Source organism: Pseudomonas sp. S2_A10, assembly GCF_054668465.1.
In genome coordinates, this window is sequence record NZ_CP162773.1 from 1,209,738 (window position 1) to 1,235,958 (window position 26,221).

Genomic DNA, 26,221 nt, shown 5'->3' on the forward strand with positions numbered 1-26,221 from the left:
CTGCGGTTGTCCGCCCATGACCAATAAGCTGCTCACTCAGCAACACAGTGGTTTCGCAGGAATTGGCCGGCCCGCTCCAATTGACATGGGGCCACCGATTGCTGCCCTGACCTCTTATCGCTACTTGCAGGTCATCATCGAACGCCTTAATGACACGGAAAAGCCAGGTTTGGCTTACAAACTCAAGGACAAGGCGAAGGTTGCCGTTTTACAAGACAGCACTTGCAACCTCACAGGCGAAGGCTGCGAACACCCGGTAAAAAACGCTTCGGATTACGACACCCTGTTGGTAGGGGAAGATTCCGAATGGACTTTCTATGCCTATGAAGAGCCCCTGACACAGGATTTGTCATGAAATCGGAAATCAAACTCATCTTTAAAGACTTTCTGATGCAGCCACCGCCAGGCGTAAAATTTCAGCTGCTTATCGACGGTCAGGTCGTAGATGACAACATCGTTCAAAACGATGACAGGCCTCGCATTTATTCATTGATATCCAAAAACGGCCAGATCGCTATAACGCTCGCGGGCAAGGAACTACCGTCGATCAAAACCCGAGACACCCACGAAGTGACGATTCAGATTGTGGGGAACTCCGGTACAAAAAAAGGTATGCACACTGCTACGTTGAATCCAGGGAAGTCTCTTTCGATCGTAGCGATATCACCGTGGGTAAAAGTCCCGCTAACGACCAGCGGCGCTGTCTCGAACGACGCGTTCTACGAAGTCGAATATGGTGTGAAACGTACAAATGAAACCCGAACGGTGAAAGTCGTCATTCAGGACATGCCGCGCAGGATACTGATGGAGGCGCTGTCACACCGGGGATCAACACAGTGGGCAGGGAATAAAAGCAAAAAGTCGCTGCCACACCCTACGCTCAGGCAGAGCGTGGAATTTCCACCAAACACAAATAAATGCAATCTGTTCGTCTACGACGTGCTGACCGCAATTGGGGTCAACGTGGCGTTGATTGAACATGGCAAATCGAAATACCTGCCATATTTCTCCAAGGTTAGTCCTCCGCTCGCGGGTGAATGGGCGAATGGACAACGATTGCTCAACAGCTGGAAAGTCGAGCGCACGCCGTTGCCCGGGGACGTCGGCGCTTACGCAATGAATTATTCCGACGCCAGCGGCCATGTCGGCTTCGTTCTAACGAAGGGCGTATGCATTTCTGCAGGGTGGGAAAAAGTTGAAGTTAACGACGCAGGTTTTCGCCATGCGACCGGTAATGCAAATCCCAGTGACCATGACTTCACTATTTTCCGACGCTACAAACACAGCACGCCACAATGAAACGCCCTTATTCGCTCCTCCTCATAATTCCGTTTTTGCTCATCGTGGCATGGCGCATCTGGTTGCCTGCCGATCTTTCGGCTTGTCCCGCTGACGGGGAAACTGCAGGTCCACTGACCCTTGTTATTCGTGATTACTTTGAGCGCAATAGCCGGACCGACTGGCGAGACATGGATGATCGTTTCGACATACTTTCAACCCCCGAAGGCCAGAGCATAGCGAGTCAACCGAATTCACACACTTGCGAAGCATTGCGGGTACTGCAGAGTCCGGCGTTCAGTCAGAGTGAAAAAATCTTCACCATGGCACTTATGTTCAGACTGCCAATCGACCAGTACATGGCCCTGATGGATCGCAGTCATCAACTCTACACGCAGGGCAAAATGGATAAGGAGGTGCTGACTCTGGTGGTATTTCCGCGCGGAACAGCCATCAACTACTGGTGGCTTCCGGCTTGGCGACAGCGTTTCAGTCGCGATGCCCCGAGCGTGCTCGACGCAAATCTGATCAACGATGTCCTTTCGGGACACTATTGGTTCGACTATCCCGGCGCAGGCTTCTGATTCTGCAAGCATGACATCCAATCCCAGCACCGCCCGCGAACTCATCCCGGGCGGTGCTTAGCCATGTCTTGCGCAATCTCAAGCGCACGGGCACACTCTGCGCACTTTCGTTATAAGATTACATAACAAACTTTTCATTTTTCTCGGAGTCCGTCATGCGTCGTTTGCTGCTCGCTTTGCCGTTTGCCCTGTTGCCGCTGGCCGCTGCTCATGCGGTGGATGAGCACGATCACGATCATGAGCACGGCAGCCTCGGCGCCCATGAGCATGGTGTGGGTCGTCTGAATGCCGCGCTCGACGGTCAGACCCTGGAGCTTGAGCTGGAAAGCCCGGCGATGAATCTGGTGGGTTTTGAACACGCCGCGACGTCGGATGCCGACAAGGCCAAAGTCGCTGCCGCTCGTGCGCAGCTGGAAAAACCATTGGCCCTGTTCAGCCTGCCCGCTGCGGCCGGCTGCAAGGTGGTCAGCCAGGAACTGGAAAGCCCGCTGTTCGGCGACAAGCCGGACGCCGACGATCACGACGAAGATGAAGCGGACAAGGACGGTCACGAGCATCACCACGACCACAGCGAAATCCATGCGCATTACCAATTCAGCTGCGCCACACCGGGCGCGCTGAGCACGCTGAACCTGACGAACATCTTCAAGACCTTCCCGGCGACGCAGAAGATTCAGGTACAACTGATCAGCGCGACCGGCCAGCAAGGTACCGAAGTGACGGCCAAGTCAGCTGCGCTGAAATTCTAGGATCCACCGAAATCCCCTGTGGGAGCGAGCCTGCTCGCGAAGGCGGCGTGTCAGCTGACAGGTGGGTGTCTGACCCAGCGCTTTCGCGAGCAGGCTCGCTCCCACAGGGTTGTGTTCACTTCATGAAAATCGGTGCCATGACCCAAGCACTCATCGAACTTTCCGACCTTGGCTTCAACTGGCCCGGTCACCCGCCGCTGCTGGACATCCCGGCGTTTCGTCTGGAAGCCGGCGAAACCCTGTTTCTCAAAGGCCCCAGCGGCAGCGGCAAGACCACCCTGCTCGGCCTGCTTGGCGGGGTGCAGAAGCCCAATCGCGGCAGCATTCGCCTGCTCGGCCAGGAGCTGACCGAGCTTTCTGCCGGCAAGCGCGATACGTTTCGTGTCGATCACACTGGCTACATTTTCCAGCAATTCAACCTGCTGCCGTTTCTCTCGGTGCGCGAGAACGTTGAGTTGCCGTGTCATTTTTCAAAACTGCGTGCGCAACGGGCGAAACAGCGCCACGGCAGCGTCGATCAAGCCGCCGCCACGTTGCTCGCGCACTTGGGTCTGAAAGACGAAAGCATCCTCAGCCGCCGCGCCGACTCGCTGTCGATCGGCCAGCAACAACGGGTCGCCGCCGCACGCGCATTGATCGGCCAACCGGAGCTGGTGATCGCCGACGAACCGACCTCGGCGCTGGATTACGACGCCCGCGAAAACTTCATTCGCCTGCTGTTTGCCGAGTGCCGCGAGGCCGGATCGAGTCTGTTGTTCGTCAGCCATGACCAGAGCCTGGCGCCGCTGTTCGACCGTCATCTGTCCCTGGCCGATCTCAATCGCGCCGCCACGTCCGCCGAGGTCTGAGATGTATCTGTTTCGTCTGGCCATGGCCAGCCTGGCCAACCGCCGTTTCACCGCATTGCTCACCGCCTTTGCCATTGCCCTGTCGGTGTGCCTGCTGCTCGCCGTCGAGCGCGTGCGCACCGAAGCCAAGGCCAGTTTCGCCAGCACCATCAGCGGCACTGACCTCATCGTCGGCGCTCGTTCGGGGTCGGTAAACCTGCTGCTGTATTCGGTGTTCCGCATCGGCAACGCTACCAACAACATCCGTTGGGACAGCTTTGAACACTTCGCCAACAACCCGAAAGTGAAGTGGGCAATCCCCATGTCCCTAGGCGATTCCCATCGCGGCTATCGCGTGATGGGCACCACCGAAGCCTATTTCCAGCACTACCAGTACGGGCGCCAGCAACACCTGGCGCTGGCCGACGGTCGCGCGTTTGCCACCGATCCTTTCGAAGTGGTGCTCGGTGCCGAAGTCGCCGAAGCGCTGCACTACAAGCTCGGCGACAAACTGGTACTGGCCCACGGCGTGGCGGCGATCAGCCTGGTCAAGCACGACGACAAACCCTTCACCGTGGTCGGCATCCTCCAGCGCACCGGCACCCCGGTGGACCGCACGCTGCACATCAGCCTCGGCGGCATGGAGGCGATCCACATCGACTGGCACAACGGCGTGCCGGCGCGCGGCAACGGCAGGATCAGCGCTGATCAGGCGCGCAATATGGACCTGACGCCACAAGCGATCACCGCGTTCATGCTCGGCCTCAACAGCAAGATTTCCACCTTCGCCTTGCAGCGCGAGATCAACGAATACCGTGGCGAACCGATGCTGGCGATCCTGCCGGGCGTGGCCTTGCAGGAATTGTGGAGCCTGATGAGTACGGCCGAGAAAGCCTTGTTCGTGGTCTCGCTGTTCGTTGTGCTGACCGGGTTGATCGGCATGCTCACGGCGATTCTCACCAGCCTCAACGAACGTCGCCGCGAGATGGCGATTCTGCGTTCGGTGGGGGCGCGGCCGTGGCACATCGCAAGCCTGCTGGTGCTGGAAGCCTTTGCGTTGGCGCTGACTGGAGTCATCGCCGGACTGGCATTGCTGTACGTCGGCATCGCCGCTGCGCAAGGGTACGTGCAGGCCAATTACGGTTTATACCTGCCGCTGGCATGGCCGAGCGAGTATGAATGGACGCTGCTCGGTGGCATTCTGGCGGCCGCGCTGCTGATGGGCAGCGTGCCGGCCTGGCGCGCGTATCGCCAATCATTGGCCGATGGCCTGTCGATCCGTTTATGAGGATGTTCACCATGCCCCGCGCCCTGCTTGCGCTGCTGATGCTGGTCGCCCTGCCCGTGTGGGCGGCGGCGCCGAGAGACCTGACCTGGTCGGAAATGATCCCGCCGGACGCCGCGCCGGAAGTGCCGAACATGACCCCGCTGCACGACCTGTCGAAGATGGGCGACGCACTCTCTGCCGAGTCCGCGCCGGCGGCCAAGCAGGACATACCCAACGCTCCGGTAGTGAAAAGCCTCGACGGGCAGAACATTCGCCTGCCGGGTTACATCGTGCCGCTGGAAGTCAGCGAAGAGGGGCGCACCACGGACTTCTTGCTGGTGCCATATTTCGGCGCCTGCATCCACGTCCCGCCACCGCCGTCGAACCAGATCGTCCACGTGAAAAGCGAACTGGGCGTGAAGCTTGATGAGCTGTATCAGCCGTACTGGGTCGAAGGACCGTTGCAGGTGAAAGCCTCGAGCAGTGAGCTGGCCGATGCCGGGTATCAGATGGAGGCGGAGAAGATTTATGCGTATGAACTGCCGGAGTAATTCCCGGTAGTTTTGTATTGGCCGGTCTATCGTCTTCGCGAGCAGGCTCGCTCCCACAGGTGATCACATTTCAAGGTGGGAGCGAGCCTGCTCGCGAATAGACCCTCAAAGGTTTCACAGAAACCCGCCCCTTCACTGTTTCATTGAGCTGAGTCAAAACACCGTATCAGACGGCTTCGTACCCTAGGACATCGAATTTTTATGTCCTTTCGGAGCCCCCATGAACAAGTCCTTGCTCAGCGCCTCGCTGTTTGCCCTAGCGCTCGCAGCCCCGCTCGCCCATGCCCACGAAGCCGGTGACATTCTCGTGCGCGCTGGCGCGATCACCGTCAACCCGAAGGCCGACAGTTCCAGCGTCAAGGTCGATCAGGGTCCGCTGAGCGGCACTGATCTGGGCGGCAAGGCGACCATGAGCAGCGACACCCAGCTGGGTCTGAACTTCGCTTACATGCTCACCAACAACATCGGTATTGAGCTGCTGGCAGCCACGCCGTTCGAGCATGACGTCAAGCTCAAGGGCACCGCCCTGCCCGCCGCCAACGGCAAGCTCGGCACCCTGAAACACCTGCCGCCGACCCTCAGCGTCGTCTACTACCCGCTGGATTCGAAATCGGCTTTCCAGCCGTATGTCGGCGGTGGCATCAACTACACCTGGATCTACGACGAACACGTCGGCAGCGAAGCCAGCGCCAACGGCTTCAGCAACTTCAAGGCGAAAAACTCCTGGGGCCTGGCCTGGCAGGTCGGCGCCGACTACATGATCACCGACAACATCATGCTCAACGCCCAGGTGCGCTATATCGATATCGATACCCGCGCGACCGTCGAGAACAACGCCGTCGCACCGGGCACCCGTGCACGGGTGAATGTGGATGTCGATCCGTTCATCTACATGGTCGGTTTGGGCTATAAGTTCTAAGTCGATTTTTTACTGAACGTTCACGTGGTGGTGAATGAGGCTTGGTGGCGGGCAGGCACAGACCTGACGACGACCGTACGCAGTCGATCGGGGAATAACATTCCCTCGCCACAGGAATAGCGATATTCCGGCCGTGAAAAAGGCGCCTGTTGCAGGGCGCCTTTTTCATTTGGTGCTGAGTCATGTGGGGCGTTGGAGGCCCGGGCCCCTCACCCCAGCCCTCTCCCGGGGGAGAGGGAGCCGATTTGTGTGTTGTTTAAAACCTGAGTTCGACTGGGTATCGCAAGTCGGCGTACTTCTCACAAACACCTCAGTCAGTTCCCTCTCCCCCTGGGAGAGGGCTAGGGTGAGGGGCTTCTCAGGAGCGCCCGAGCAAGCGCGCCAGGCCCACACTCATCGGCGTCTGCGGCGGCATTTCAAAGCGCTGCAGCAAGCGTCGGTTGTCAGCCCGCGAATGGCGGATATCACCCGAACGCGCCGGCCCGTAGCTCACGGGCGGCAGTTCACCGACCACTGATTTCAACGCTTCGAGCATCTGCTTCAGGCTCATCGCCTGATTCCAGCCAACATTGACCGCGCCCTCCTGCACTTCAGGCTTTTCCAGCGCCTGCACCAGCAAATCGACCAGATCACCGACATAAAGAAAATCGCGGGTCTGCTCGCCATCGCCAAATACGGTGATCGGCAAACCTTTCGACGCACGTTCGCTGAAGATGCTGATCACCCCGGAATACGGCGAGGACGGATCCTGGCGGGGGCCGAAGATGTTGAAGAAGCGGAAAATCGCCGGCTCCAGACCATGCTGGCGACGGTAGAAATCGAAGTACTGCTCACCGGCCAGTTTGTCCGAGGCATAGGGTGTCAGCGGCGCCTTCGGCGTGTCTTCATCAATCGACTCGCCCTCGCCATTGTTGCCGTACACCGCCGCGCTGGAGGCGTACACCACACGCTTGACCCCGGCCAGGCGCATGGCTTCGCAGACATTCAGGGTGCCGATGAAATTGCTCTGATGGGTTTTCACCGGATCGTCCACCGAGGCCTGCACCGAGGCCACCGCCGCCAGATGCGCGACAGCGTTGCAACCTTGTATGGCGCGGGCGACCAGGGCGGCATCGGCGACATCGCCGACCACCAGTTCAACCTTGGGATTGTCCAGCGGCAGGTTGCTGCGCTTGCCGGTCGACAGGTCGTCGAGCACGCGTACCGCATAGCCCTTGGCGAGCAAGGCATCGGTCAGGTGCGAGCCGATGAAGCCGGCTCCGCCAGTGATTAAAACCGTTGCTTCAGCCATGTCGGTAGAACCTGTCCAGTAGACCCGGGAGTGCGGCACGCCAGGCGCGCGGTTTGATCCCGAAAGTGTGGAGAATTTTCTTGCAGGCCAGCACTGCGTGTTGCGGCTCTTCGGCGGCGTCCGGGCGCGCGGCGTGGGCCTGCGCAGTCGGTGCTTCGATCGCCAGCGGATGCAGGCTGCGTGCTTCGGTGAGAATCGCCTGGCCCAGCGCCAGCGGGGTGGTCGCTTCGTGGCCGGCGTAATGGTAAGTGCCCCACAGCGGCGCGGCGCAGTCGAGTTGCTTGAGCACGGAGATGATCACTCGCGCGGCGTCATCGACCGGAGTCGGATTGCCGCGCCGATCATCGGCCAGCAGCAACTCTTCGGGTTTTTCCGCGCGGGCGAGGAAGCGTCCGAGGGTGCCGTCCGGGCTGTCGTCGAGCAGCCAGCCGAAACGCAGCAGTACATGTTGCGGGCAGGTCGCGCGCACACTTTGCTCGATGCGCCACAAGGCCTGACCGCGCAGGCCCAGCGGCACCGGTTCGTCTTTTTCGCTGTAGGCCGTGGCCCGCGAGCCGTCGAACACGCGATAGCTCGACGGCTGCACGAGGACAATGTTGTGGTGCTGGCACAGTTCGGCCAGACGCTCGATGGCGCGTTCCTGGCCGGTCATGCGGCTTTCGCTGACGCTCTCGGCCTGGAACCAGTCGAAATAGTAGGCGAGGTTGATCAACGCATCGGGACGGGTGTCGTCGAGCAGTTGGGTGAGGCTCGCGGCATCCCAGCCGTTTTCGGGCGGGCGGGGGGCGAGGAAACCGATGTCTTCTTCCGCACCGAGGCGAATCAGCGCCTGCCCAAGGGCATTTCCGCCGCCCAGTAACATAAGGCGCATTCGCATAGAGTCAGCAGGCCCAGTCTGATTGGAACGATGGCTTTAGCGACGGTTCTTGTGGAACCGTCGTCGATAATTGCCGGAATCGTTGCATTTTGCGGGTTTAGTGCGCAACCGTCATCCGTAAAGTGTAGATCCGCGAATTTGCGCCGTCCTGGCCGGCCCCTTCGCGAGCAGGCTCGCTCCCACAGGGGACCGCATTCCAGGGTGGGAGCGAGCCTGCTCGCGAAGGGCTCCGAACGGTACTTGCATCTTCCCGCCCCCGCCCGCATAACTCCAGTCATGAATCTGCCCCTCCCCGCCAACAGCGCGCTGGCCGGTTTTCACCCCGCCGTCAGCGCCTGGTTCAACAAGACTTTCCCGGCGGTCACCGCCGCTCAGGCCCGTGCGTGGCCGTTGATTCGCCAGCGCCGGTCGACGCTGATCGCCGCGCCCACTGGCTCGGGGAAAACCCTGACCGCGTTCCTCGCCGTGCTCGATGAGCTCGTCCACCGAGGGCTGGAGCATCCTGACGGTCTGCCCGCCGAAACCCTGGTGGTCTATGTCTCGCCGTTGAAGGCACTGTCCAACGACATCCAGATCAACCTGCAGAATCCGCTCGCCGGCATTACCGCGCAATTGCACGAGATGGGCCTGCCGGAGCTGACCATCACTACCGCCGTACGCACTGGCGACACGCCGCAAAAAGACCGCGCCGCCATGCGCAAGAGCGCGCCGCATATTCTGGTGACCACCCCGGAATCGCTGTACGTGCTGCTTGGCTCGGAATCCGGGCGCAAGATGCTCGGCACCACGCGCACGGTGATCATTGACGAAATCCACGCCATGGCCGCCGGCAAGCGCGGCAGTCATCTGTCCTTGAGCCTTGAACGGCTGCAAGCGTTGTGCGCCGAACCGCTGACCCGCATCGGCCTGTCCGCCACGCAGAAGCCGGTAGAAGCCGTGGCGCGGTTTCTGGTCGGTCACGATTGCCCCTGCGAAATCGTCGACATTGGCCACGCCCGCCCACGAGACCTGGGTATCGAAGTGCCGCCGGTGCCGTTGTCTGCAGTGATGGCCAACGATGTCTGGGAACTGGTGTACGAGCGCCTCGCCGAACTCGCCCGCGAGCATCGCACCACGCTGATTTTCGTCAACACCCGACGCCTTGCCGAACGCCTTAGCCGGCATCTGAGCGAGCGCCTCGGCAAGCAGGCCGTGGCGGCGCACCACGGCAGCCTGGCCAAAGAGTTTCGCCTCGATGCGGAACAGCGCCTCAAACGCGGCGAGCTGCAAGTGCTGATCGCCACTGCATCACTGGAGCTGGGCATCGATATCGGTGAAGTCGACCTGGTCTGCCAGATCAGTTCACCGCGTTCGATTGCTGCGTTTCTGCAACGAGTCGGTCGCTCCGGACACCAGGTCGGCGGCACGCCCAAAGGTCGTTTGTTCGCCACCACCCGCGACGACCTGATCGAGTGCGCCGCCCTGCTCGACTGCGTGCGCCGGGGCGAGCTGGATACGCTGCACATTCCGGAAAAACCGCTGGATGTGCTGGCGCAGCAGATCATTGCCGAGGTCAGTTGCCAGGAATGGTCGGAGGACGCGTTGCTGGCGATGTTCCGCCGAGCCTGGCCCTATCGCGATCTCGACGAAAAACACTATCAGGCCCTGCTGAGCATGCTCGCCGAGGGTTACAACGGCCGTCAGGGCATCCGCAGCGCCTACCTGCACCGCGACGCCGTCAGCCGCACATTACGTAGCCGGCGTGGCGCGCAACTGACCGCCGTGACCAGTGGCGGCACCATCCCGGACAACGCCGACTACAGCGTATTGCTAGAACCCCAGGGCTTGAACATCGGCAGCGTCAACGAAGATTTCGCCGTGGAAAGTATCGCCGGCGATGTGTTCCAGCTCGGCAATACCTCGTATCGCATTCTGCGGGTAGAGAGCGGCAAGGTGCGGGTCGAGGATGCGCAGGGCATGCCGCCGACCATTCCGTTCTGGCTCGGCGAAGCGCCGGGGCGCAGTGATGAACTGTCGGCGGCCGTCGCGCGCCTGCAAGCGCAGTTGGACGAATTGCTCAGCGCCAGGCCCGGGAATCTGCAACCGGCGCTCGACTGGCTGACCACCACACTCGGCCTCAACCTCGCCAGCGCCGAGCAACTGGTCGAATATCTGGCTCGCGCGCGGCAAACCCTCGGCGCCCTGCCCTCGCAGGACACGCTGTTGATGGAGCGGTTTTTCGACGAGTCCGGCGGCACCCAACTGATCATTCACACGCCATTCGGCAGTCGCATCAACCGCGCCTGGGGCCTGGCCCTGCGCAAGCGTTTCTGCCGCACCTTCAACTTCGAGTTGCAGGCCGCCGCCAGCGAAGACGCGATCGTGCTGTCGCTGTCCACCAGTCACAGCTTCGAGCTCGACGAAGTCTGGCGTTACCTGCACAGCAACAGCGCCGAACACACCCTTATTCAAGCCGTGCTCGATGCGCCCTTGTTTGGCGTGCGCTGGCGCTGGAATGCCGGGGTGGCGCTGGCGTTGCCGCGCTTCACCGGCGGGCGCAAAGTCGCTCCGCAACTGCAACGGATGAAAAGCGAAGACCTGATCGCCAGTGTGTTTCCCGACCAGATCGCCTGCCTGGAAAACCTCGCCGGCGAGCGTGAAGTCCCCGAACATCCGCTGGTGGAACAGACCCTCGACGATTGCCTGCACGAAGCGATGGACAGCGAAGGCTGGCTGACCCTGCTGCGGCGCATGGAGCGTGGCGAGGTGCGCCTGATCGCCCGGGATTTACCTGCGCCGTCGCCGCTGGCGGCAGAAATTCTCAGCGCCCGACCCTACACGTTTCTCGACGACGCGCCGCTGGAGGAACGCCGCACGCAAGCGGTGATTAATCGACGCTGGAGCGATCCGCAATCGACCGATGATCTCGGCGCGCTCGATGCCGATGCGATCACCGCAGTGCGCGAAGAAGCCTGGCCGTCGCCCAACTCCATGGATGAAATGCACGAAGCGCTGATGAGCCTTGCCTGCATCAGTGACGCCGAAGCGCGCGCCAACGCGGGTTGGCCGGACTGGCTGCAAACGCTGATGGCCAGCGGCCGCGCCTGCCGGTTGCAGATCGACGCCGAGCATCAGTTGTGGCTGGCTCGCGAACGCTTGAGTTGCCTGCAGGCACTTTATCCACAAGCCACGCTGCTGACTGAAGCAGTCGCGCTGCCCGGGTTCGACGAAGCATGGACATTCGATGAGGCGCTGGTCGAAGTGATCCGCGCCCGCCTCGGTGCCTTTGGGCCGATCCCGTTGCCGGCCATCGCCGAGCCGCTGGCCCTGCCCGCCGCGCAAGTGAGTCAGGCCCTCGCCCGACTGGAGCGTGAAGGCTACGTCTTGCGCGGCCAGTTCACGCCGAACAGCGCGATTGAAGAATGGTGCGAACGCCATCTGCTGGCGCGCATCCATCGCTACACGGTCAAGCGCCTGCGCCGGGAAATCGAACCGGTGGCATTGCAGGACTTCATGCGTTTTCTGTTCGACTGGCAGCATCTGACGCCGGCCACCCAAGGTCAGGGCAGTGCGGTGCTGCCGGCGATTGTCGGCCAGTTCGAAGGCTACCCGGCGGCAGCTTCGGCGTGGGACAGCGACATCCTGCCGGCACGCCTCAAGGACTATTCGCCGAGCTGGCTGGATGAACTGTGCCGCAACGGCAAACTGGTGTGGACGCGCATCAGCGCGCGGCAGAAAGTCAGCGGCTCGGCATTGCGCAGTACACCGATTGTGCTGCTGCCGCGCAGTCAGGTGGGTTTGTGGAGTGCGTTGGCTGAGCAGACGCCAGTGAGCGAGTTATCGCCGAAAACACAGAAAGTCTTTGAGGCGCTGAGTCAGCATGGCGCGCTGTTTTTCGATGAGTTGATTCATGAAGCGCGCCTGCTGCGCAGCGAACTGGAAATCGCCTTGCAGGAACTGGTCGCCGCAGGTTTGGTGAACGCCGACAGCTTCGCCGGCCTGCGCGCGCTGATCACGCCGGCAAGCAAGCGCCAGCAGCGCAGTAGCCGACGCGGGCGCGGCGCGTTTATCGGCGGCATGGACGATGCCGGGCGCTGGGCATTGCTGCGCCGGGGTTCGTCAGCCGATGCCGCCGAGACACTCGAACACGTCGCCATGACCCTGCTGCGCCGCTACGGCGTGGTGTTCTGGCGCTTGCTCGAACGCGAAGCGGACTGGCTGCCGAGCTGGCGGGAATTGCTGCGCACCTTTCATCGTCTGGAGGCGCGGGGCGAGATTCGTGGCGGGCGGTTTGTCAGTGGTCTGGCTGGCGAGCAGTTTGCCTTGCCCGAAGCCATTCCCTTGCTGCGCGAAGTACGCCGCCGCCCGCAGGACGGCAGCCTGGTGGCGGTGTGTGGGGTTGATCCATTGAATCTGGCCGGGACGTTGTTGCCGGGAGCGAAAGTACCGGCGCTGGTGAGCAATCGGCTGGTGTATCGCGATGGCGTGCCGGTGGCCGCGGTGATTGCCGGCAAGCAGCAGGTTTGGGTAGAGCTGGATCCGATAGCCATGGGACAACTGCATGCCAAGCTGATCCGGCATTGAGAGTGTTCGCACCGGCGTCTTCGCGAGCAGGCTCGCTCCCACAGTCCAATCCCATTGCCCCTGTGGGAGCGAGCCTGCTCGCGAAAGCGCCGGCCCTGTCTCTACACAAACAGGCGTCAGGTCCGTGACTCCTGCGGTACCTCACCCGCAACCACCGCCCCCTCCTCCTGTCGCTTTGGCAACAGAACCTGCTGTGGATAAGTCTGCGCAAAATGCACATTGGGTGTGTTATCCACAAGCTTCTTCAAGCGCTGGTTGAACGCGCGGCTCACCGCATATTGCCCACCTGACACCGTGCGAAATTGCGCCGTCAACACCACGCCGTTCAAGTCCATTTTGTCCACGCCAAACACATCCAGCGGCCCTTGCAGGTTGTACTTGAGGAACGGGTCTTCGCGGATCGAATCACCGGCCTCGCGAATCAGCTCAATGGCTTTGTCGACATCGGTGTCGTAGGTGAACTGCACCGAGAAAAATGCGAAGGCGAACTGGCGTGATTGGTTGGTCACAGCCTTGATCTGGCCGAACGGCACCGAGTGCACAAAACCCTTGCCGTCCCGCAGGCGCAAGGTGCGGATGGTCAAACCTTCCACGGTGCCGGCGTGGCCGGAATCGAGCACCACCCAGTCGCCGATCGACAGGGTGTCTTCGATGATGATGAACAACCCGGTGATGACGTCCTGCACCAGTTGCTGCGAACCGAAACCGATCGCCAGACCGACCACGCCCGCACCGGCTAGTAGCGGCGCGACGTTGATGCCGAGGTTGGCCATGGTGGTAATCGCGCAGATCACCACGAGGATGATTTTGATCGCGTTGCGCAGCAGCGGCAGGATGGTTTTCACCCGCGTGCTCGGCTGGCGTGCCGCGCGTTTGCTCAGCGGCGGTTTCAGCGCTTCCTGAATCGCCGTGTCGAGCACCACCCACAGCAGCCACGTCACCAGGAAGATCAGGCCGATGCTGCTCAAGGCGTTGCTGATCGCTCGACCGACGGTGCTGCTCTGGGCGAAATCGAGCAACGACACGCCCCAGATCCGCCCGAGAATATCGATGAACACAATCGCCATGACGATGCGCAGCAACGCATGCAACAGGCTGAGAAAACGTTCCTTGTAGGCACTGCTGCGCTGGATCGCCTCAGCCTTGCGTGATTTGAACAAATGCTGCAACACGGTGCTGAGAAACACTGTGGCGATCAGCAGCACGGTAGTGAACAAGGCACAGCGCAGGGCTTTCTGATTGTCCTCGCCGATGCCAATCAGGCTGACTGCCGAGACCAGCACCATCAGCACGATCGGCCAATACCACAGCCCGGAAAATATCCGCAGCGACTCCTGCAGCGACGGTTGTTTCAAACGCTGACTGAGCGGGCGATTGCGGATCAGATGCGCCACGGGCCGGCGCAGGCGAATCACCAGCAAACCGAAAATCACCGAGGCGATCAGCCCGGTGAACACGGCGATGCTGCTGGTGATATTGCCGCCCAGTTGCCGGGCGATCTGCGGGCTGGTCAGGGCATCGCTGAGCGCGGCGAGAAAGCCGATGAGGAACAGCGGGCGCGGGCAGTATTCACGGATGATTCGCGCGGCGGCGCGCTTGTGCCCGACGTTGAACATCACCACCACGCACAACAACATCGATGTGGAGAAGATACCGCTGCTGGTGGCATAGGCCAGACACAGCGCCAGCGCACGGCCCACCGAAGCTTGCAGAAAATGGCTGACATACAGCGTCAAAGGCAGGCAGATCAGCGCCGGCACGGTGTACGGCAGCACGTAGCCGAGCAGATCCTGACTGCGCTGGCGGGTGCGCAACCAGCGGCCCTCACGCAGACGCTTGGCCAACAGACTGCCGAGCACGGTGAGCAGGGCGAAACTGCCCAGCCAGACTCCCGACAGCGTGAGGAAATCCCCTGCCACGCTCCAGCCCGAGCGATTCGACGGTTGCTTGACCAGCCGATCGACCTCATCCGCCGCGCGGTCGGCGCGCAGCCGCCAGGCATCGACCAGGTGTTCGTTGAGATCGAGTTTTTCCTGCACATCGTCGATGCTCGTACTGATCGCCCCGAGCAGACCACCCTGCACCAGCGGTTCCGGTTCGGCGGGTTTCTCTGCCGTGTCGGCGGCAGCCGGAACGCCCGGTAGCGCGACGGCTTGCGATGTGTTGACGCCCAAGCACAGCAGCGCTCCCAGCAGAATGGCGATCCTGAAATTGCGCAAAGCTCCGATCTCCCGTGGCTGACCCTGGTAAGGAACTGATCGGTAATTGCGCGGCAAGTTCAAGAGCCCCCTCACCCCAGCCCTCTCCCCCAGGAGAGGGAGCCGACAGAGTTGCATGACCAAAATCACCAACTGCACGTCTTGAGTCGAACTCAAGTCCTGAAAACCATGAAAATCTGCTCCCTTCACAGTCGTACGCGATTTCAGGAGGCATGAAGATCTGCTCCCTTCCCCCTCGCCCCCTTGGGGGAGAGGGTTGGGGTGAGGGGGTAAGCTCTTGATCTTCGCTTCACCCGCGACCGTCCGTAACGCCACCGAAACTTTCCCGCCCCCGCCGCAGTCATCACAGAACATCGGCAACACGAGGACTTTCTACGGGAGGATGGGATGGCGACGATTCACATCGGTATTTCAGGCTGGCGCTACGCCCCGTGGCGCGGGGATTTCTACCCGAAGGGACTGGCGCAGAAGCGCGAATTGCAGTTCGCCTCCCGCGCGGTCAACAGCATTGAAATCAATGGATCGTTCTACGCCCTGCAACGACCCGAACGTTACGCCCAGTGGTACGCCGAAACCCCCGATGACTTCGTCTTCAGCGTCAAGGCGCCGCGCTTCATCACCCACGTGCGCCGCTTGCGCGAAATCGAAAAACCGCTGGCGAATTTCTTCGCCTCGGGCGTTCTGGAACTGAAGGAAAAACTCGGGCCGATCCTTTGGCAGTTTCCGCCGAATTTCAAATTCGACGCCGAGCGCTTCGATCACTTTCTCGCGCAACTGCCCCACGATACCCAAGCCGCAGCCGCCCTCGCCCGCCAGCACGACTCGCATCTGCCCGGCAACGCCAGCGTCAAAGCCTGGCGCAAGAAACCGCTGCGCCATGCGGTGGAAATCCGTCATGAAAGTTTCATCGATCCGGAATTCGTGCGCCTGCTCAAACGCCACAACACCGCGCTGGTCATTGCCGACACCGCCGGCAAATGGCCGTACCGCGAAGACCTCACCAGCGACTTCGTCTATCTGCGCCTGCACGGCGCCGAAGAGCTCTACGCCAGCGGTTATTCCGAACAAGCGCTCAAGCGCTGGGCCGAGCGCATCGACGCCTGGCATCACGGTAAACAGCCAGAGGACGCCCACCTGATAGCCCCACGCCTGAAACCCCGTGCGCGCAAATCCCGCGAAGTGTTCTGCTACTTCGACAACGACATCAAAGTCCGCGCGCCCTACGACGCACGCAACTTGTTGCAGCGCTTGGACCTCGACAAAGACCTCGCCACAACTCCCGGGCAAGTCGCCGCAGAAGGAGTTCTGTCATGAGCATTCCCGAACCGGTCGGTTTCACCGACGAAGGCTCTGTGGTTGCGCCCTCGGTGCGCACCTTCACCGTACTGACTGTCAACACCCACAAGGGCTTCACCGCGCTGAACCGGCGTTTCATTCTGCCGGAGCTGCGTGAAGCAGTGCGCAGCGTCGCCGCCGACGTGGTGTTTCTGCAGGAAGTCCACGGCACGCACGAGCAGCATCCGAAACGCTACGACAACTGGCCGACGATGCCGCAATACGAATTCCTCGCCGACAGCCTCTGGCCGCAATTCGCCTACGGGCGCAATGCCGTGTACCCGGCGGGCGATCACGGCAATGCGCTGTTGTCGAAATTCCAGATCATCCGCCACGACAACCTCGACGTGTCGATCAGCGGCCATGAAAACCGTGGTCTGCTGCATTGCGTGCTGCGCCTGCCTGGCGACGGCACCGAAGTGCACGCGATCTGCGTGCACCTTGGCCTGCGCGAGAGCCACCGCAACGCGCAACTGGATCTGCTGATGCAACGCCTCGCCGAATTGCCCGCCGACGCCCCGGTGATTGTCGCTGGCGATTTCAACGACTGGCGCCAGCGCGCCGATGCGCAGCTCAAGCCCTGTGGCCTGCGCGAAGTGTTCGCCGAGCAGTACGGCAAGCCGGCGCGCAGCTTTCCCGCGCGGCTGCCAGCGCTACGACTCGACCGCATCTACGTACGCAACCTCAAGGCCAGCCGCCCAAAAGTATTGACGAACCGGCCCTGGTCCCACCTTTCCGACCACGCACCGTTATCGGTGGAGATTGAACTATGAACAGTGCGCCACTGGAAAAATCTGCCGTCGACCCGGTCCCGCTAAACCCGCCGGTGCGCGAGCCCGGCCACGTTGACGTCGAGTATCAATGGCATAGCAATAACCGCGTAGAGCTGCTGGAGAACGGCGAGGAATATTTCCCCCGGGTATTCGAAGCGATGCGCGCAGCCAAGAGCGAGATCCTGCTGGAGACCTTCATCGTCTTCGAAGACAAGGTCGGCGCCGAGTTGCAGCAAATCCTCATCGAAGCCGCCCAGCGCGGCGTGCGCACCACGGTCAGCCTCGACGGCTTCGGCTGTGGCGAGCTGAGCACCGGCTATCTGTCGGCCTTGAGCGATGCCGGCGTGCATCTGCAAATCTTCGATCCGGCGCCGAAGCATTTGGGCATCCGCACCAACTGGTTCCGCCGCTTGCACCGCAAGATCGTGGTGGTCGACGGCTTGATCGCGTTCATTGGCGGGATCAATTTTTCCGGCGATCACCTGGCCGATTTCGGCCCTGAAGCCAAGCAGGATTATTCGGTGGAGATCCAGGGCCCGGTGGTCGCCGATATCCATCACTTCGCCCTGCTGCAAAGCGGTCGTCCCGGACGCGCGCGGTTCTGGTGGCAGCGCCGGCGCCAGCGCCTGGAGGAAATGGCCTTCACCGACCACGACGGCCAGGTACGCCTGGTGTTCCGCGATAACGATCAACACAACACCGATATCGAAGACGTGTATTTGCAGGTGCTGCGCAAGGCCAAGCGCCGGGTAATCATCGCCAACGCCTACTTCTTTCCCGGTTACCGGCTGCTGCGTGAAATCCGCAACGCCGCCCGCCGTGGCGTCGATGTGCGGCTGATACTGCAAGGCCAGCCGGACATGCTCGTAGCCAAACTGGCGGCGCGCATGACCTACGATTATCTGCTGCGTGCCGGCGTGCAGATTCACGAATACTGCCAACGCCCGCTGCACGGCAAAGTCGCGCTGGTCGACGATGACTGGAGCACCGTGGGCTCAAGCAATCTCGACCCGCTGAGCCTGTCGCTGAATCTGGAAGCCAACGTACTGATCCGCGACCGCGCGTTCAATCAGCACCTGTACGAACGCCTTGAAGACCTCAGCCAGAACCACTGCAAAGCCATGGACGCCAAGCTGTTGCCGCGCGGGCGCATCTGGCACATGACCGTGGGCTTTCTGGTGTTCCACTTCCTGCGGCACTTCCCGGCCATGGCCGGTTGGCTGCCGGCGCATAAACCGCGTCTGAAGCCTTACCGAGGTGCGCGTCCATGAGTCATTCCGAAGTCCATTCCGATAGCCATTCGACACAAGCGGCGCCGTCGAAATGGAGCCGCTGGAAACGTCCGCTGACCATCCTGTTTTTTCTCGCGCTCATCGTCCTGTTGACGATGTTCGCTACGCGCATCGAATGGGCCGAGGTGCTGGAGACCCTCGCCGATTTCAAGGTGCGCACACTGATCATCGCCGCCAGCCTGACCCTGCTGAGTTTTCTGGTGTACGCCAGTTTCGACCTGATCGGCCGCACTTACATTCGGCAAGACCTGACCTGGAAGCAGATCCTGCCGGTGGGCATCATCAGCTACGCCTTCAACCTCAATCTCAGCGCCTGGGTCGGCGGCATCGCCATGCGCTATCGCCTGTATTCGCGGCTGGGCGTGAGCAAAGGCAACATCGCGAAGATTCTCGGCCTGAGCCTGGCGACCAACTGGTTCGGCTACATGACCATCGCTGGCGTAGTGTTCAGCAGCGGTCTGGTGACGATGCCGCCGGGCTGGAAACTCAGCAGTTCGGCCTTGCAACTGGTCGGGGTGTTATTGCTGCTGGTCAGTGCCGGCTATCTGGCGGCGTGTCAGTTTTCCAAGCGCCGCGAGTGGTCGATACGCGGCGTGGAAATCAACCTGCCGTCGCTGCGCATGGCCGTGCTGCAATTGCTCTTGGGCGCGTTGAACTGGTCGCTGATGGCGGCGGTGATCTTCACTCTGCTGCCGAGCAAACTGGATTATCCGCTGGTGCTTGGCGTGCTGTTGATCAGCGCGATTGCCGGGGTCATCACGCATATTCCGGCGGGACTGGGTGTGCTTGAGGCGGTGTTCGTGGCGCTGCTGCAGCACGAGGCGTCGCGCGGCAGTCTGGTCGCGGGATTGCTGGCGTATCGGGCGATTTATTTTCTGCTGCCGCTGTTGATCACGGTGGTCATGTATCTGGTGGTGGAGGCCAAGGCAAAGGCACTGCGGATCGAGAAGAAACCCACACATTAGAATCAAGATCAAAAGATCGCAGCCTTCGGCAGCTCCTACATTTGAAATGCGTTCAACCTGTGGGAGCGAGCCTGCTCGCGAAGGGGCCGGTACATGCGACAGATCATCTGGATTGGATAATGCTCAACCGCTCCCCCACCACCATCTCGGTAATCCAGTCCACCAGGATCGAGGTGTAGGCCTGCTGCGAAACTGGATCACTCAATGCGTGATCGGCGCCATCAATAATCCGATGAGTCAATGAGTGAGTCTGCTGACATGCGGCGCGGTAACTCATGATCGTCGCGTGGGGCACGAAGTCGTCGGTTTCCGATTCCACCAACAGCACGTCGCCCGTGAATTGCGAACAGGCATGCAGGGCGCGATTGCTGTCGGCGCGCACCAGCGTATTGCGATAATCGCGCAGGTCGGCCTTGTCCAGATCGCGCTTGGGCGTGTGCCATTGTTCATCCCGGTACAGCGCCGGCACGCGCAGCGCCAGCCAGCGCACCGGGCGCAGTGACGTCAGGATCGAGGCCAGATAACCGCCATAACTGGTGCCGACCACGGCGATCGCCGAGGTATCCAGCGCCGGGTGCGCCAGCAGACGATCGTAGGCCGCCAGCAAGTCACGCAGATTGTCTTCACGGGTCACCCGGGTCAGCGGGATTCCTGTGCCGCCGGTGTGCCCGCGCAGGTCGAAGGTCAGGCATACGCAACCCAGGCCGGCGATGCCTTTGGCCCGCTCCAGATCACGTTCCTGACTGCCGCCCCAACCGTGAACAAACAACACCCCCGGGACTTTCGATTTGGGACTGAGAAAGGTCCCGCTCATCTGTTCGTCATCAATGTCGATTTGAATGCATTCGCTTCTAGCCGTCATAGGATTGGACCGTCACATATTTGAGAAGAAACGCGCTGTTTTCCGCCGGGCCGCGATAGACCTCGATAGCGTCCGCCGGCAGCGCCTGATCGATGTAGGTTTCCACCGACGACACACGGATGGCGCGCATCTGTGGATCGTTGACGAAGCTTTGCAGCGCCGCCACTTCAGCGCTGCTGGCACCACCCATGCGCCAGGATTGTTCGAGCACGCCGCTGCGCGGGTTGCCGCTGGCGTCGAGGCCTTGGGCGATATCGTAATTGCGCCGCGAGGCGAAGAAGCGTGGGTAGGCTTCGTTGGCGGCACTGTCGAAGACCTGCGCCTGCTCGATGGCCAGACGCACATCGTCAGGCAGATCCAGCGCGAGCAACTCGTCATAGCCGCCCTGTACCACCAGCAGATTCGAGCCGCCGTAGACCTCTTCGCCCTGACCGTCCTCAGTCAAGTATTGATCACCGCAGTAGCTCAACACTTTGCCGCCGATGAACGACTGGCCGACGCTGTGGGTGACGACGTTGCGCAAGTCCTGCTCCAGCACTACGCCGTCGCTGAACAGGCTTTGCGCTTCGGGACGAGCGAGGATTTCATCGAACGCATCGAGGCTTTTGATCACTTCCTGACCGCGACCGGCGCAAGCGTGAATCGGCTTCAAGCGAATCGGCCCGGCGTACAACAGATGCTCGGCGGCGGGCCGCGCATCTTCCAGGGCGAATACGCTGAGACCGTCGAGCACAACGTTGCGCACCCGCTCCGAAAACAGCGGCGACCAGCCTTGCGGCGCGTGCGCCAGATGGCTGCGCAAGCCGTGGCTGATGGCTTTGGTGCAGATGAAATCGTATTCGACGTAACCGCCCCACAAGTCATCGGGGCCTTTGATGCCCAGCGCTTGCGCGTGGGCGGCGCCGACGATGGTTTGCGTTGGCAGCAGATACAGCTCGCGGCCCTGAGGTTTGGCCGGATCGAAACTGCCGCCGAATTTGCAGCCGAGAATCTGCGCCAGCCAACGCGCCAGGGCCTTGTTGGTCTCGACTTCATGTTGCGGCGCCTCGGCACGCACCGAATGGGCCACGACGATTTTGTTGCTGGGTGTCGGGGTCATGCGTTCCCCTTTTATCAGTCGATGGGTTCTCAAAGGAAATTGCAGAGATCAGGCCAATCAACCATCCCCACGAACCGCCCGATAATCGGGAGCTTGCCGTGACTGTGCTGGCATCACGCCTGTTTCAAACTGCACGACAGCGCGCAAAACTCCGGCAAATTGCACGATCTCTCACCCTCGCCGCGATCATTGTGGGAGCGAGCCTGCTCGCGAAAGCGTAGTGTCAGCCGACTACAATTCTGTAGATCCAGCGCCTTCGCGAGCAGGCTCGCTCCCACATTAGTTCATCGTCGTTCTGGGAGCGGGATTCACACCAAACCGCCCCCGGTACTCACTCGGCCCAAGCCCGGTAATCTTCTTGAAGATCGCACGAAACGCGCCCGGATCCTGATAGCCCACCGTCCAGGCAATGTGGTCGATCGTGCCATTGGTGAACTCGAGCATTTCCCGCGCCTTGCCGACCCGCAAGTGCTGGCAATACTCGGTCGGTTTCAAGCCTGTCGCGGCGCGGAATCGGCGCAGGAAAGTACGCTCTTCAAGTCCCGCACGCTCAGCCATCGCCGTCAGCGAAACATCCGTCGCCCCGGTGCTTTGCAGCCAGTGCTGGACCTTGAGAATCGCCGCGTCGCCATGGCTGAGGATCGGTGCGAAATTGCTTCCGCATTCACTGGCGCTGTCGCTGTGTTCCATCACCAGAAAACGCGCGGTCGCGGTGGCGATGCTCGGGCCGAGCAAGCGATCGACCAGGCGCAACCCCAGTTCCGACCATGCCATCAGCCCGGCCGTGGTGATCAGGTCGCCGTCGTCGACAATCGGCGTGTCGGCCTTCAGCTTGATCTTCGGGTAACGCTCGGCGAAAGCCTGGGCCGAGGTCCAGTGCGTGGTGGCGCTGCGACCGTCGAGCAAGCCGCTTTCGGCGAGCATCAACGAGCCCACACAAACACCACCAAGGGTTGCGCCGAGCGCATGCTGATCGCGCAGCCATTGCGCAAGACTCACGGTCATCTGCGCCGCATCGAACCCGCCGAGGGACGGCGGAATCAGCACGGCGAGCAAAGCGCCTTCGGCACCGGGATGACTGTCATAGACCCGCGCCGGCAACTGCTCGCCATCGACCTGCCAGTGACTGACTCGCAGCACGGGCAATTGCACAGCCCGATACTCGGCAGCGATGCGATTGGCCACGGCGAACAGATCGGTCAGACCGTGCACCGCCGCCAGTTGCGCGCCGGGGTAAATCAGCACGCCCAGTTCAGCGGTGGCGGCTCTTTGTGCAGCCATTGTCAGTTTTCCCCTGCCTATTGTCGGTGCGGCCAATCCTCGAATCCTCGGCCAGCGTCAATACTGAGGCCACACCCAATCACCGTCTCGAGGACAATCTCATGGCCAAGCAAGCGCTCATCGTAGTCGATATCCAGAACGACTACTTCCCCCAAGGCAAGTGGCCGCTGGTCGGCGCCGACGCCGCTGCCGATAACGCCGCACGGCTGATCGCAGCCTTTCGCGAAACGGGCGATCCGGTGGTGCACATTCGGCATGAATTCACCTCCGAAGACGCGCCGTTTTTCACTCCCGGCTCCGAGGGCGCGAAACTGCATCCGAAAGTGCTCAACCGCGCCGACGAGCCGGTGGTGCTCAAGCACTTCGTCAACTCGTTCCGCGAAACCGAACTGAAAGCGGTGCTCGACGAACACGGGATCAACGGCCTGGTGGTGGTCGGCAGCATGAGCCATATGTGCGTCGATGGCATCGCCCGCGCGGCGGCAGACATGGGTTACAGCGTGACCGTGATTCACGATGCCTGCGCCAGCCGTGACCTGGAATTCAACGGCCTGACGGTGCCGGCCGCTCATGTGCACGCAGCATTCATGGCGGCGCTGGGTTTCGCTTATGCCAGCGTGGTATCGACTGACGAGTTCCTGAGCAGCAACGCCTAGCAACAACTGCGCAATCTACTGGCCCGCCACGTTGCGGGCCTTTTTGCGTCTGTCATGAAAATCTCACGCGTGAGTCATTGATGGCACTTTGCATTGGTTGTAGTGTGGCCCACGCGTGAGACGCTCATAACCGGATTCCAGCCATGACAAGCCGCACTCCGACGCCTGCCGCAGCCAGCCCCAAGGGCGAACGTGGCAAGACGTCAGCGAAAAAACCGTCGAGCTTCTACATGAAGCAGATGCGCGCAGGCCTGGCCGCCGCCGGTTATGTGAAACACGAAACTTGGGTGCTTCCGGAAAACCGAAGCTTGCTCAAGCAAATGGAGCAACAGCTACGCCAACCGATTCTGGCTGGCTCTTTCATGTCGGAGAAATACATGAGCGCAGGCAACAACTGGACCATCGACAGCCTCTTCAATGCCCTCAAGGCGCTGGACGAGGTGGCTTCCCAAGAGATTTCGCTGTCCCTGATCCAGAGCTCCGAGCCGAGCATCAAGCTGGAAATGAACGAATTCGGTGGTCTGCCGATTCACATCGCCCTGGCCGGCCAGCAGATCATCGTCGACACCGTGCTGGTGGACATCGATTCGATCAGCAATGTCCAGGCGTTCAACGATGCCGTACTGCGCAGCCGCGAGATGTTCCCGCTGTCTTCGATCGGGATCGAATCGATGCCGAACGGGCAGACCGTCTACAACATGTTCGGCGCCCTCAGTGCTGATTCGAGCCTGACCAACGTCGTCACCGAGGTGAAAACCCTGGTCGACAACGTGCAGCGCGCCAGCGAAGCCTTCGAACACTTCTTCAAGTAATCAACAGGGAATATCCAATGACTCAGTCCATCTGGAGCAAGTTGTTCACCGCACTGCGCGGCGGCGCCAATGAAGTTGGCGAAGCCATCGCCGACCAGCAGGCCCTGCGCATCCTCGATCAGGAAATCCGCGACGCCGACACCGCGCTGTCCAATGCCCGCCGCGAACTGGTGACGATCATGGCCAAGCACAAACTGGCCGCCGACCGCGTCAGCGAATACGACGCCAAGATCAAGGACCTCGAAGCCAAGGCTGTGGCCGCGTTGAATGCCGGCCGTGAAGACCTGGCGCTGGAAGTGGCCGAAGCGATTTCGACCCTGACCAACGACCTTGCTGCCGAGAAGAAACTCAGCGATGAATTCGGCGCCTACGCCGACAACATGCGCAAAGACATCAGCAAAGCCGAATCGCGGATCAAGAGCCTGCGCCAGCAAGTGGACATGGCCAAGGCCCGCGACAGCGTGCAGAAAGCCCAGGTCAGCGCCTCGATTGCCAGCGGCGGCGCCAACGGCAAACTGGAAACTGCGGTCGGCACCCTGAACCGCCTGCAAGCCAAGCAGCAGCAACGCGCTGCCGAACTGAGCGCAGCGGACGAACTGGCCGACGCCTCCACCGGCAACGACCTGGAACGCAAACTGCGCGACGCCGGCATCACGCCGAACGAAGGCAGCGCCAATGCGATCCTTGAGCGGCTGAAGCAGAAGTCCGCGCAGTAAGGACTGAACGGTAACTTGTGGGAGCGAGCCTGCTCGCGAAAGCGTCGTGACAGTCAAATAATCGAGTGACTGACACAACCCATTCGCGAGCAGGCTCGCTCCCACATGGTTTTGCGGCGTAATTGCCCCTGCTCGTTCACCGCTTCGCCCGTTACACTACCGCCACTTTTTCACCCGAACACCTCCACCCGCTTCAAGGAACGTACCCATGGGATGGTTTAAAGACTTGCTCGGCACCAGCAATTGGCAGACCGCTGCGCCAACGAGCACCGGCGCCAGCGGCCCGCTGGGCATGGCTCAAGGCAAAGGCGTGCGCTTCGACACGACCCTGGCGTTGCTGCTGGAAGGCTCGACTTCGGTGCGGGTGCCATTCGATCAAGCGGTGTGGAGCGCCGGCTGGGTCGATCTCGGCCAGTCCAACAAACTGCACCGCTATTACATGAACGACGAGGATTTCTGGGTGCAGATCCACGTCACCGGCGATGATCAGGTCGAGTCGGTCACCCTGTTCAATTACCTCAACTACGTGACGGTCAACAGTGACGCCGAACTGCAGCGTCTGGCCGGCCCCAACAGCCTGATCGGTCTGCCGACCTACCACCACGACGGTGTTGAATACACCCGCGAATGGGGCACCGAACTGCATCAGACCGAACTGGTGCCAATGACCGAACACGTGGTCAATCCGGACGAGTCCTACACCATCAAGCACCACGCCATGCTGTATGCCCGCGACACCGGCCTGACCGATCGCCGCGAACTGCTGCTGTTCTCCGTCGAACAGGACGAAGAAGGCACCGTCAGCCTGAGCACTTCGCTGGGCATCTCGCTGTACACGACTGATTTGAGCGCCATCTAAAAAAGGAAGTTTTTCATGCTGGAAGTCTTGGCCGTTTCTCTGAACAAAACCGCGCTGGTCGGTTTTGTCGTCTACCTGATCGGCGCCGTGTTGCTGTTCATGCTGTTTCAATTCGTCTACACGCGCATCACCGCGCACAAGGAATTCGAGCTGATCCGCGCCGGCAACACTGCCGCCGCCATTGCCCTGTCCGGGGCGATCATCGGTTTCGCCATTCCGGCGAGCAACGTGATCGCCTACTCGGTCAACGTGCTCGACTTTGTCCTCTGGGCGGTCATCGCCGCCGTCGTGCAATTGCTGGCGTTTGTCGCTACCGGGCTGGTGCTCAAGGGCACTTCCCAGCGCATCGCCAACGGCGAAGTCGCCGCCGGCATCTATGTGGCTGCCGTGGCGATCAGCGTCGGCATGCTCAATGCCGCGTGCATGACCCCGTCCCACTGACCGGC

The 26,221-nt window shown here is 61.2% G+C and carries 24 protein-coding genes; 18 read left to right on the plus strand and 6 right to left on the minus strand.

Annotated elements, in window-relative coordinates:
* Window positions 1–16: 16 nt before the first annotated feature.
* The 8 genes from AB4N41_RS05570 to AB4N41_RS05605 all read left to right on the plus strand — a co-directional run bounded on the left by AB4N41_RS05570 (window position 17) and on the right by AB4N41_RS05605 (window position 6,175).
* Window positions 17–355, plus strand: a complete 339-nt coding sequence (locus AB4N41_RS05570) for a hypothetical protein (protein WP_224787298.1) — start codon at window positions 17–19, stop codon at window positions 353–355.
* On the plus strand, window positions 352–1,299 hold the full coding sequence (locus AB4N41_RS05575; RefSeq protein WP_460138359.1) for a CHAP domain-containing protein: 948 nt from the start codon (window positions 352–354) through the stop codon (window positions 1,297–1,299). The genes AB4N41_RS05570 and AB4N41_RS05575 overlap by 4 nt, the downstream gene beginning before the upstream one ends.
* Entirely contained in the window at window positions 1,296–1,862 is a 567-nt protein-coding gene (locus tag AB4N41_RS05580) for a hypothetical protein (protein ID WP_024014498.1), read from the plus strand. The genes AB4N41_RS05575 and AB4N41_RS05580 overlap by 4 nt, the downstream gene beginning before the upstream one ends.
* 155 nt (window positions 1,863–2,017) lie before the next feature.
* On the plus strand, window positions 2,018–2,611 hold the full coding sequence (locus AB4N41_RS05585; RefSeq protein WP_056790744.1) for a DUF2796 domain-containing protein: 594 nt from the start codon (window positions 2,018–2,020) through the stop codon (window positions 2,609–2,611).
* 137 nt (window positions 2,612–2,748) lie between these two features.
* On the plus strand, window positions 2,749–3,459 hold the full coding sequence (locus tag AB4N41_RS05590; RefSeq protein WP_056790807.1) for an ABC transporter ATP-binding protein: 711 nt from the start codon (window positions 2,749–2,751) through the stop codon (window positions 3,457–3,459).
* Window position 3,460: 1 nt separating this feature from the next.
* Window positions 3,461–4,726 carry an ABC transporter permease gene (locus AB4N41_RS05595; RefSeq protein WP_056790749.1) on the plus strand — a complete coding sequence of 422 codons (1,266 nt, stop codon included), beginning with the start codon at window positions 3,461–3,463 and terminating at the stop codon, window positions 4,724–4,726.
* An 11-nt stretch (window positions 4,727–4,737) separates the two neighbouring features.
* Window positions 4,738–5,256, plus strand: coding sequence for a DUF3299 domain-containing protein (locus tag AB4N41_RS05600; protein ID WP_460138360.1), 519 nt, complete (start codon window positions 4,738–4,740; stop codon window positions 5,254–5,256).
* Window positions 5,257–5,476: 220 nt separating this feature from the next.
* Complete coding sequence (locus AB4N41_RS05605) at window positions 5,477–6,175, plus strand: OmpW/AlkL family protein (protein WP_150638354.1); 699 nt, start codon at window positions 5,477–5,479, stop codon at window positions 6,173–6,175.
* A gap of 358 nt (window positions 6,176–6,533) precedes the next feature.
* Here the strand turns inward: AB4N41_RS05605 and AB4N41_RS05610 are convergent, their stop codons facing one another.
* Together AB4N41_RS05610 and AB4N41_RS05615 are read right to left on the minus strand one after the other, a co-directional pair.
* The gene (locus AB4N41_RS05610; RefSeq protein ID WP_095181937.1) at window positions 6,534–7,466 is read right to left on the minus strand and encodes an NAD-dependent epimerase/dehydratase family protein; all 933 of its coding nucleotides are present in this window, start codon (window positions 7,464–7,466) and stop codon (window positions 6,534–6,536) included.
* The gene (locus AB4N41_RS05615; protein WP_041477681.1) at window positions 7,459–8,343 is read right to left on the minus strand and encodes a sugar nucleotide-binding protein; all 885 of its coding nucleotides are present in this window, start codon (window positions 8,341–8,343) and stop codon (window positions 7,459–7,461) included. Before AB4N41_RS05615 ends, AB4N41_RS05610 begins: the two co-directional genes overlap by 8 nt.
* Before the next feature lie 276 nt (window positions 8,344–8,619).
* Here AB4N41_RS05615 and AB4N41_RS05620 point away from each other — a divergent pair, with 276 nt between their 5' ends.
* Entirely contained in the window at window positions 8,620–12,906 is a 4,287-nt protein-coding gene (locus AB4N41_RS05620; RefSeq protein ID WP_252876980.1) for a DEAD/DEAH box helicase, read from the plus strand.
* Window positions 12,907–13,022: 116 nt separating this feature from the next.
* Here the strand turns inward: AB4N41_RS05620 and AB4N41_RS05625 are convergent, their stop codons facing one another.
* The gene (locus AB4N41_RS05625; RefSeq protein ID WP_095181940.1) at window positions 13,023–15,125 is read right to left on the minus strand and encodes a mechanosensitive ion channel family protein; all 2,103 of its coding nucleotides are present in this window, start codon (window positions 15,123–15,125) and stop codon (window positions 13,023–13,025) included.
* A gap of 387 nt (window positions 15,126–15,512) precedes the next feature.
* Here AB4N41_RS05625 and AB4N41_RS05630 point away from each other — a divergent pair, with 387 nt between their 5' ends.
* From AB4N41_RS05630 to AB4N41_RS05645, 4 genes are read left to right on the plus strand one after another with little or no spacing between them, the layout of a single operon-like run.
* Window positions 15,513–16,439 (plus strand): DUF72 domain-containing protein, encoded by a 927-nt coding sequence (locus AB4N41_RS05630; RefSeq protein WP_252876981.1) that lies wholly within the window; start codon window positions 15,513–15,515, stop codon window positions 16,437–16,439.
* Window positions 16,436–17,233 (plus strand): endonuclease/exonuclease/phosphatase family protein, encoded by a 798-nt coding sequence (locus AB4N41_RS05635; protein ID WP_056790768.1) that lies wholly within the window; start codon window positions 16,436–16,438, stop codon window positions 17,231–17,233. Before AB4N41_RS05630 ends, AB4N41_RS05635 begins: the two co-directional genes overlap by 4 nt.
* Complete coding sequence (gene clsB, locus AB4N41_RS05640; RefSeq protein WP_252876982.1) at window positions 17,230–18,504, plus strand: cardiolipin synthase ClsB; 1,275 nt, start codon at window positions 17,230–17,232, stop codon at window positions 18,502–18,504. Before AB4N41_RS05635 ends, clsB begins: the two co-directional genes overlap by 4 nt.
* Complete coding sequence (locus tag AB4N41_RS05645; RefSeq protein WP_041477676.1) at window positions 18,501–19,490, plus strand: lysylphosphatidylglycerol synthase domain-containing protein; 990 nt, start codon at window positions 18,501–18,503, stop codon at window positions 19,488–19,490. The genes clsB and AB4N41_RS05645 overlap by 4 nt, the downstream gene beginning before the upstream one ends.
* A gap of 103 nt (window positions 19,491–19,593) precedes the next feature.
* Here the strand turns inward: AB4N41_RS05645 and AB4N41_RS05650 are convergent, their stop codons facing one another.
* The 3 genes from AB4N41_RS05650 to AB4N41_RS05660 form a co-directional block, all read right to left on the minus strand.
* Window positions 19,594–20,352, minus strand: coding sequence for an alpha/beta hydrolase family protein (locus tag AB4N41_RS05650; protein ID WP_041477675.1), 759 nt, complete (start codon window positions 20,350–20,352; stop codon window positions 19,594–19,596).
* Window positions 20,342–21,451, minus strand: coding sequence for a DUF3182 family protein (locus tag AB4N41_RS05655; protein WP_252876983.1), 1,110 nt, complete (start codon window positions 21,449–21,451; stop codon window positions 20,342–20,344). Before AB4N41_RS05655 ends, AB4N41_RS05650 begins: the two co-directional genes overlap by 11 nt.
* A 279-nt stretch (window positions 21,452–21,730) precedes the next feature.
* On the minus strand, window positions 21,731–22,732 hold the full coding sequence (locus AB4N41_RS05660; protein WP_460138361.1) for a GlxA family transcriptional regulator: 1,002 nt from the start codon (window positions 22,730–22,732) through the stop codon (window positions 21,731–21,733).
* A 101-nt stretch (window positions 22,733–22,833) separates the two neighbouring features.
* Here AB4N41_RS05660 and AB4N41_RS05665 point away from each other — a divergent pair, with 101 nt between their 5' ends.
* From AB4N41_RS05665 to AB4N41_RS05685, 5 genes are all read left to right on the plus strand, one after another.
* The gene (locus AB4N41_RS05665; protein WP_252868371.1) at window positions 22,834–23,388 is read left to right on the plus strand and encodes a cysteine hydrolase family protein; all 555 of its coding nucleotides are present in this window, start codon (window positions 22,834–22,836) and stop codon (window positions 23,386–23,388) included.
* A gap of 230 nt (window positions 23,389–23,618) precedes the next feature.
* Entirely contained in the window at window positions 23,619–24,200 is a 582-nt protein-coding gene (locus AB4N41_RS05670) for a YjfI family protein (protein ID WP_225914461.1), read from the plus strand.
* 17 nt (window positions 24,201–24,217) lie between these two features.
* Window positions 24,218–24,916 (plus strand): PspA/IM30 family protein, encoded by a 699-nt coding sequence (locus AB4N41_RS05675; RefSeq protein WP_041477670.1) that lies wholly within the window; start codon window positions 24,218–24,220, stop codon window positions 24,914–24,916.
* 208 nt (window positions 24,917–25,124) lie between these two features.
* Entirely contained in the window at window positions 25,125–25,775 is a 651-nt protein-coding gene (locus tag AB4N41_RS05680; RefSeq protein WP_252876985.1) for a DUF2491 family protein, read from the plus strand.
* A 15-nt stretch (window positions 25,776–25,790) separates the two neighbouring features.
* The gene (locus AB4N41_RS05685) at window positions 25,791–26,216 is read left to right on the plus strand and encodes a DUF350 domain-containing protein (RefSeq protein ID WP_016772952.1); all 426 of its coding nucleotides are present in this window, start codon (window positions 25,791–25,793) and stop codon (window positions 26,214–26,216) included.
* Window positions 26,217–26,221 lie beyond the last annotated feature (5 nt).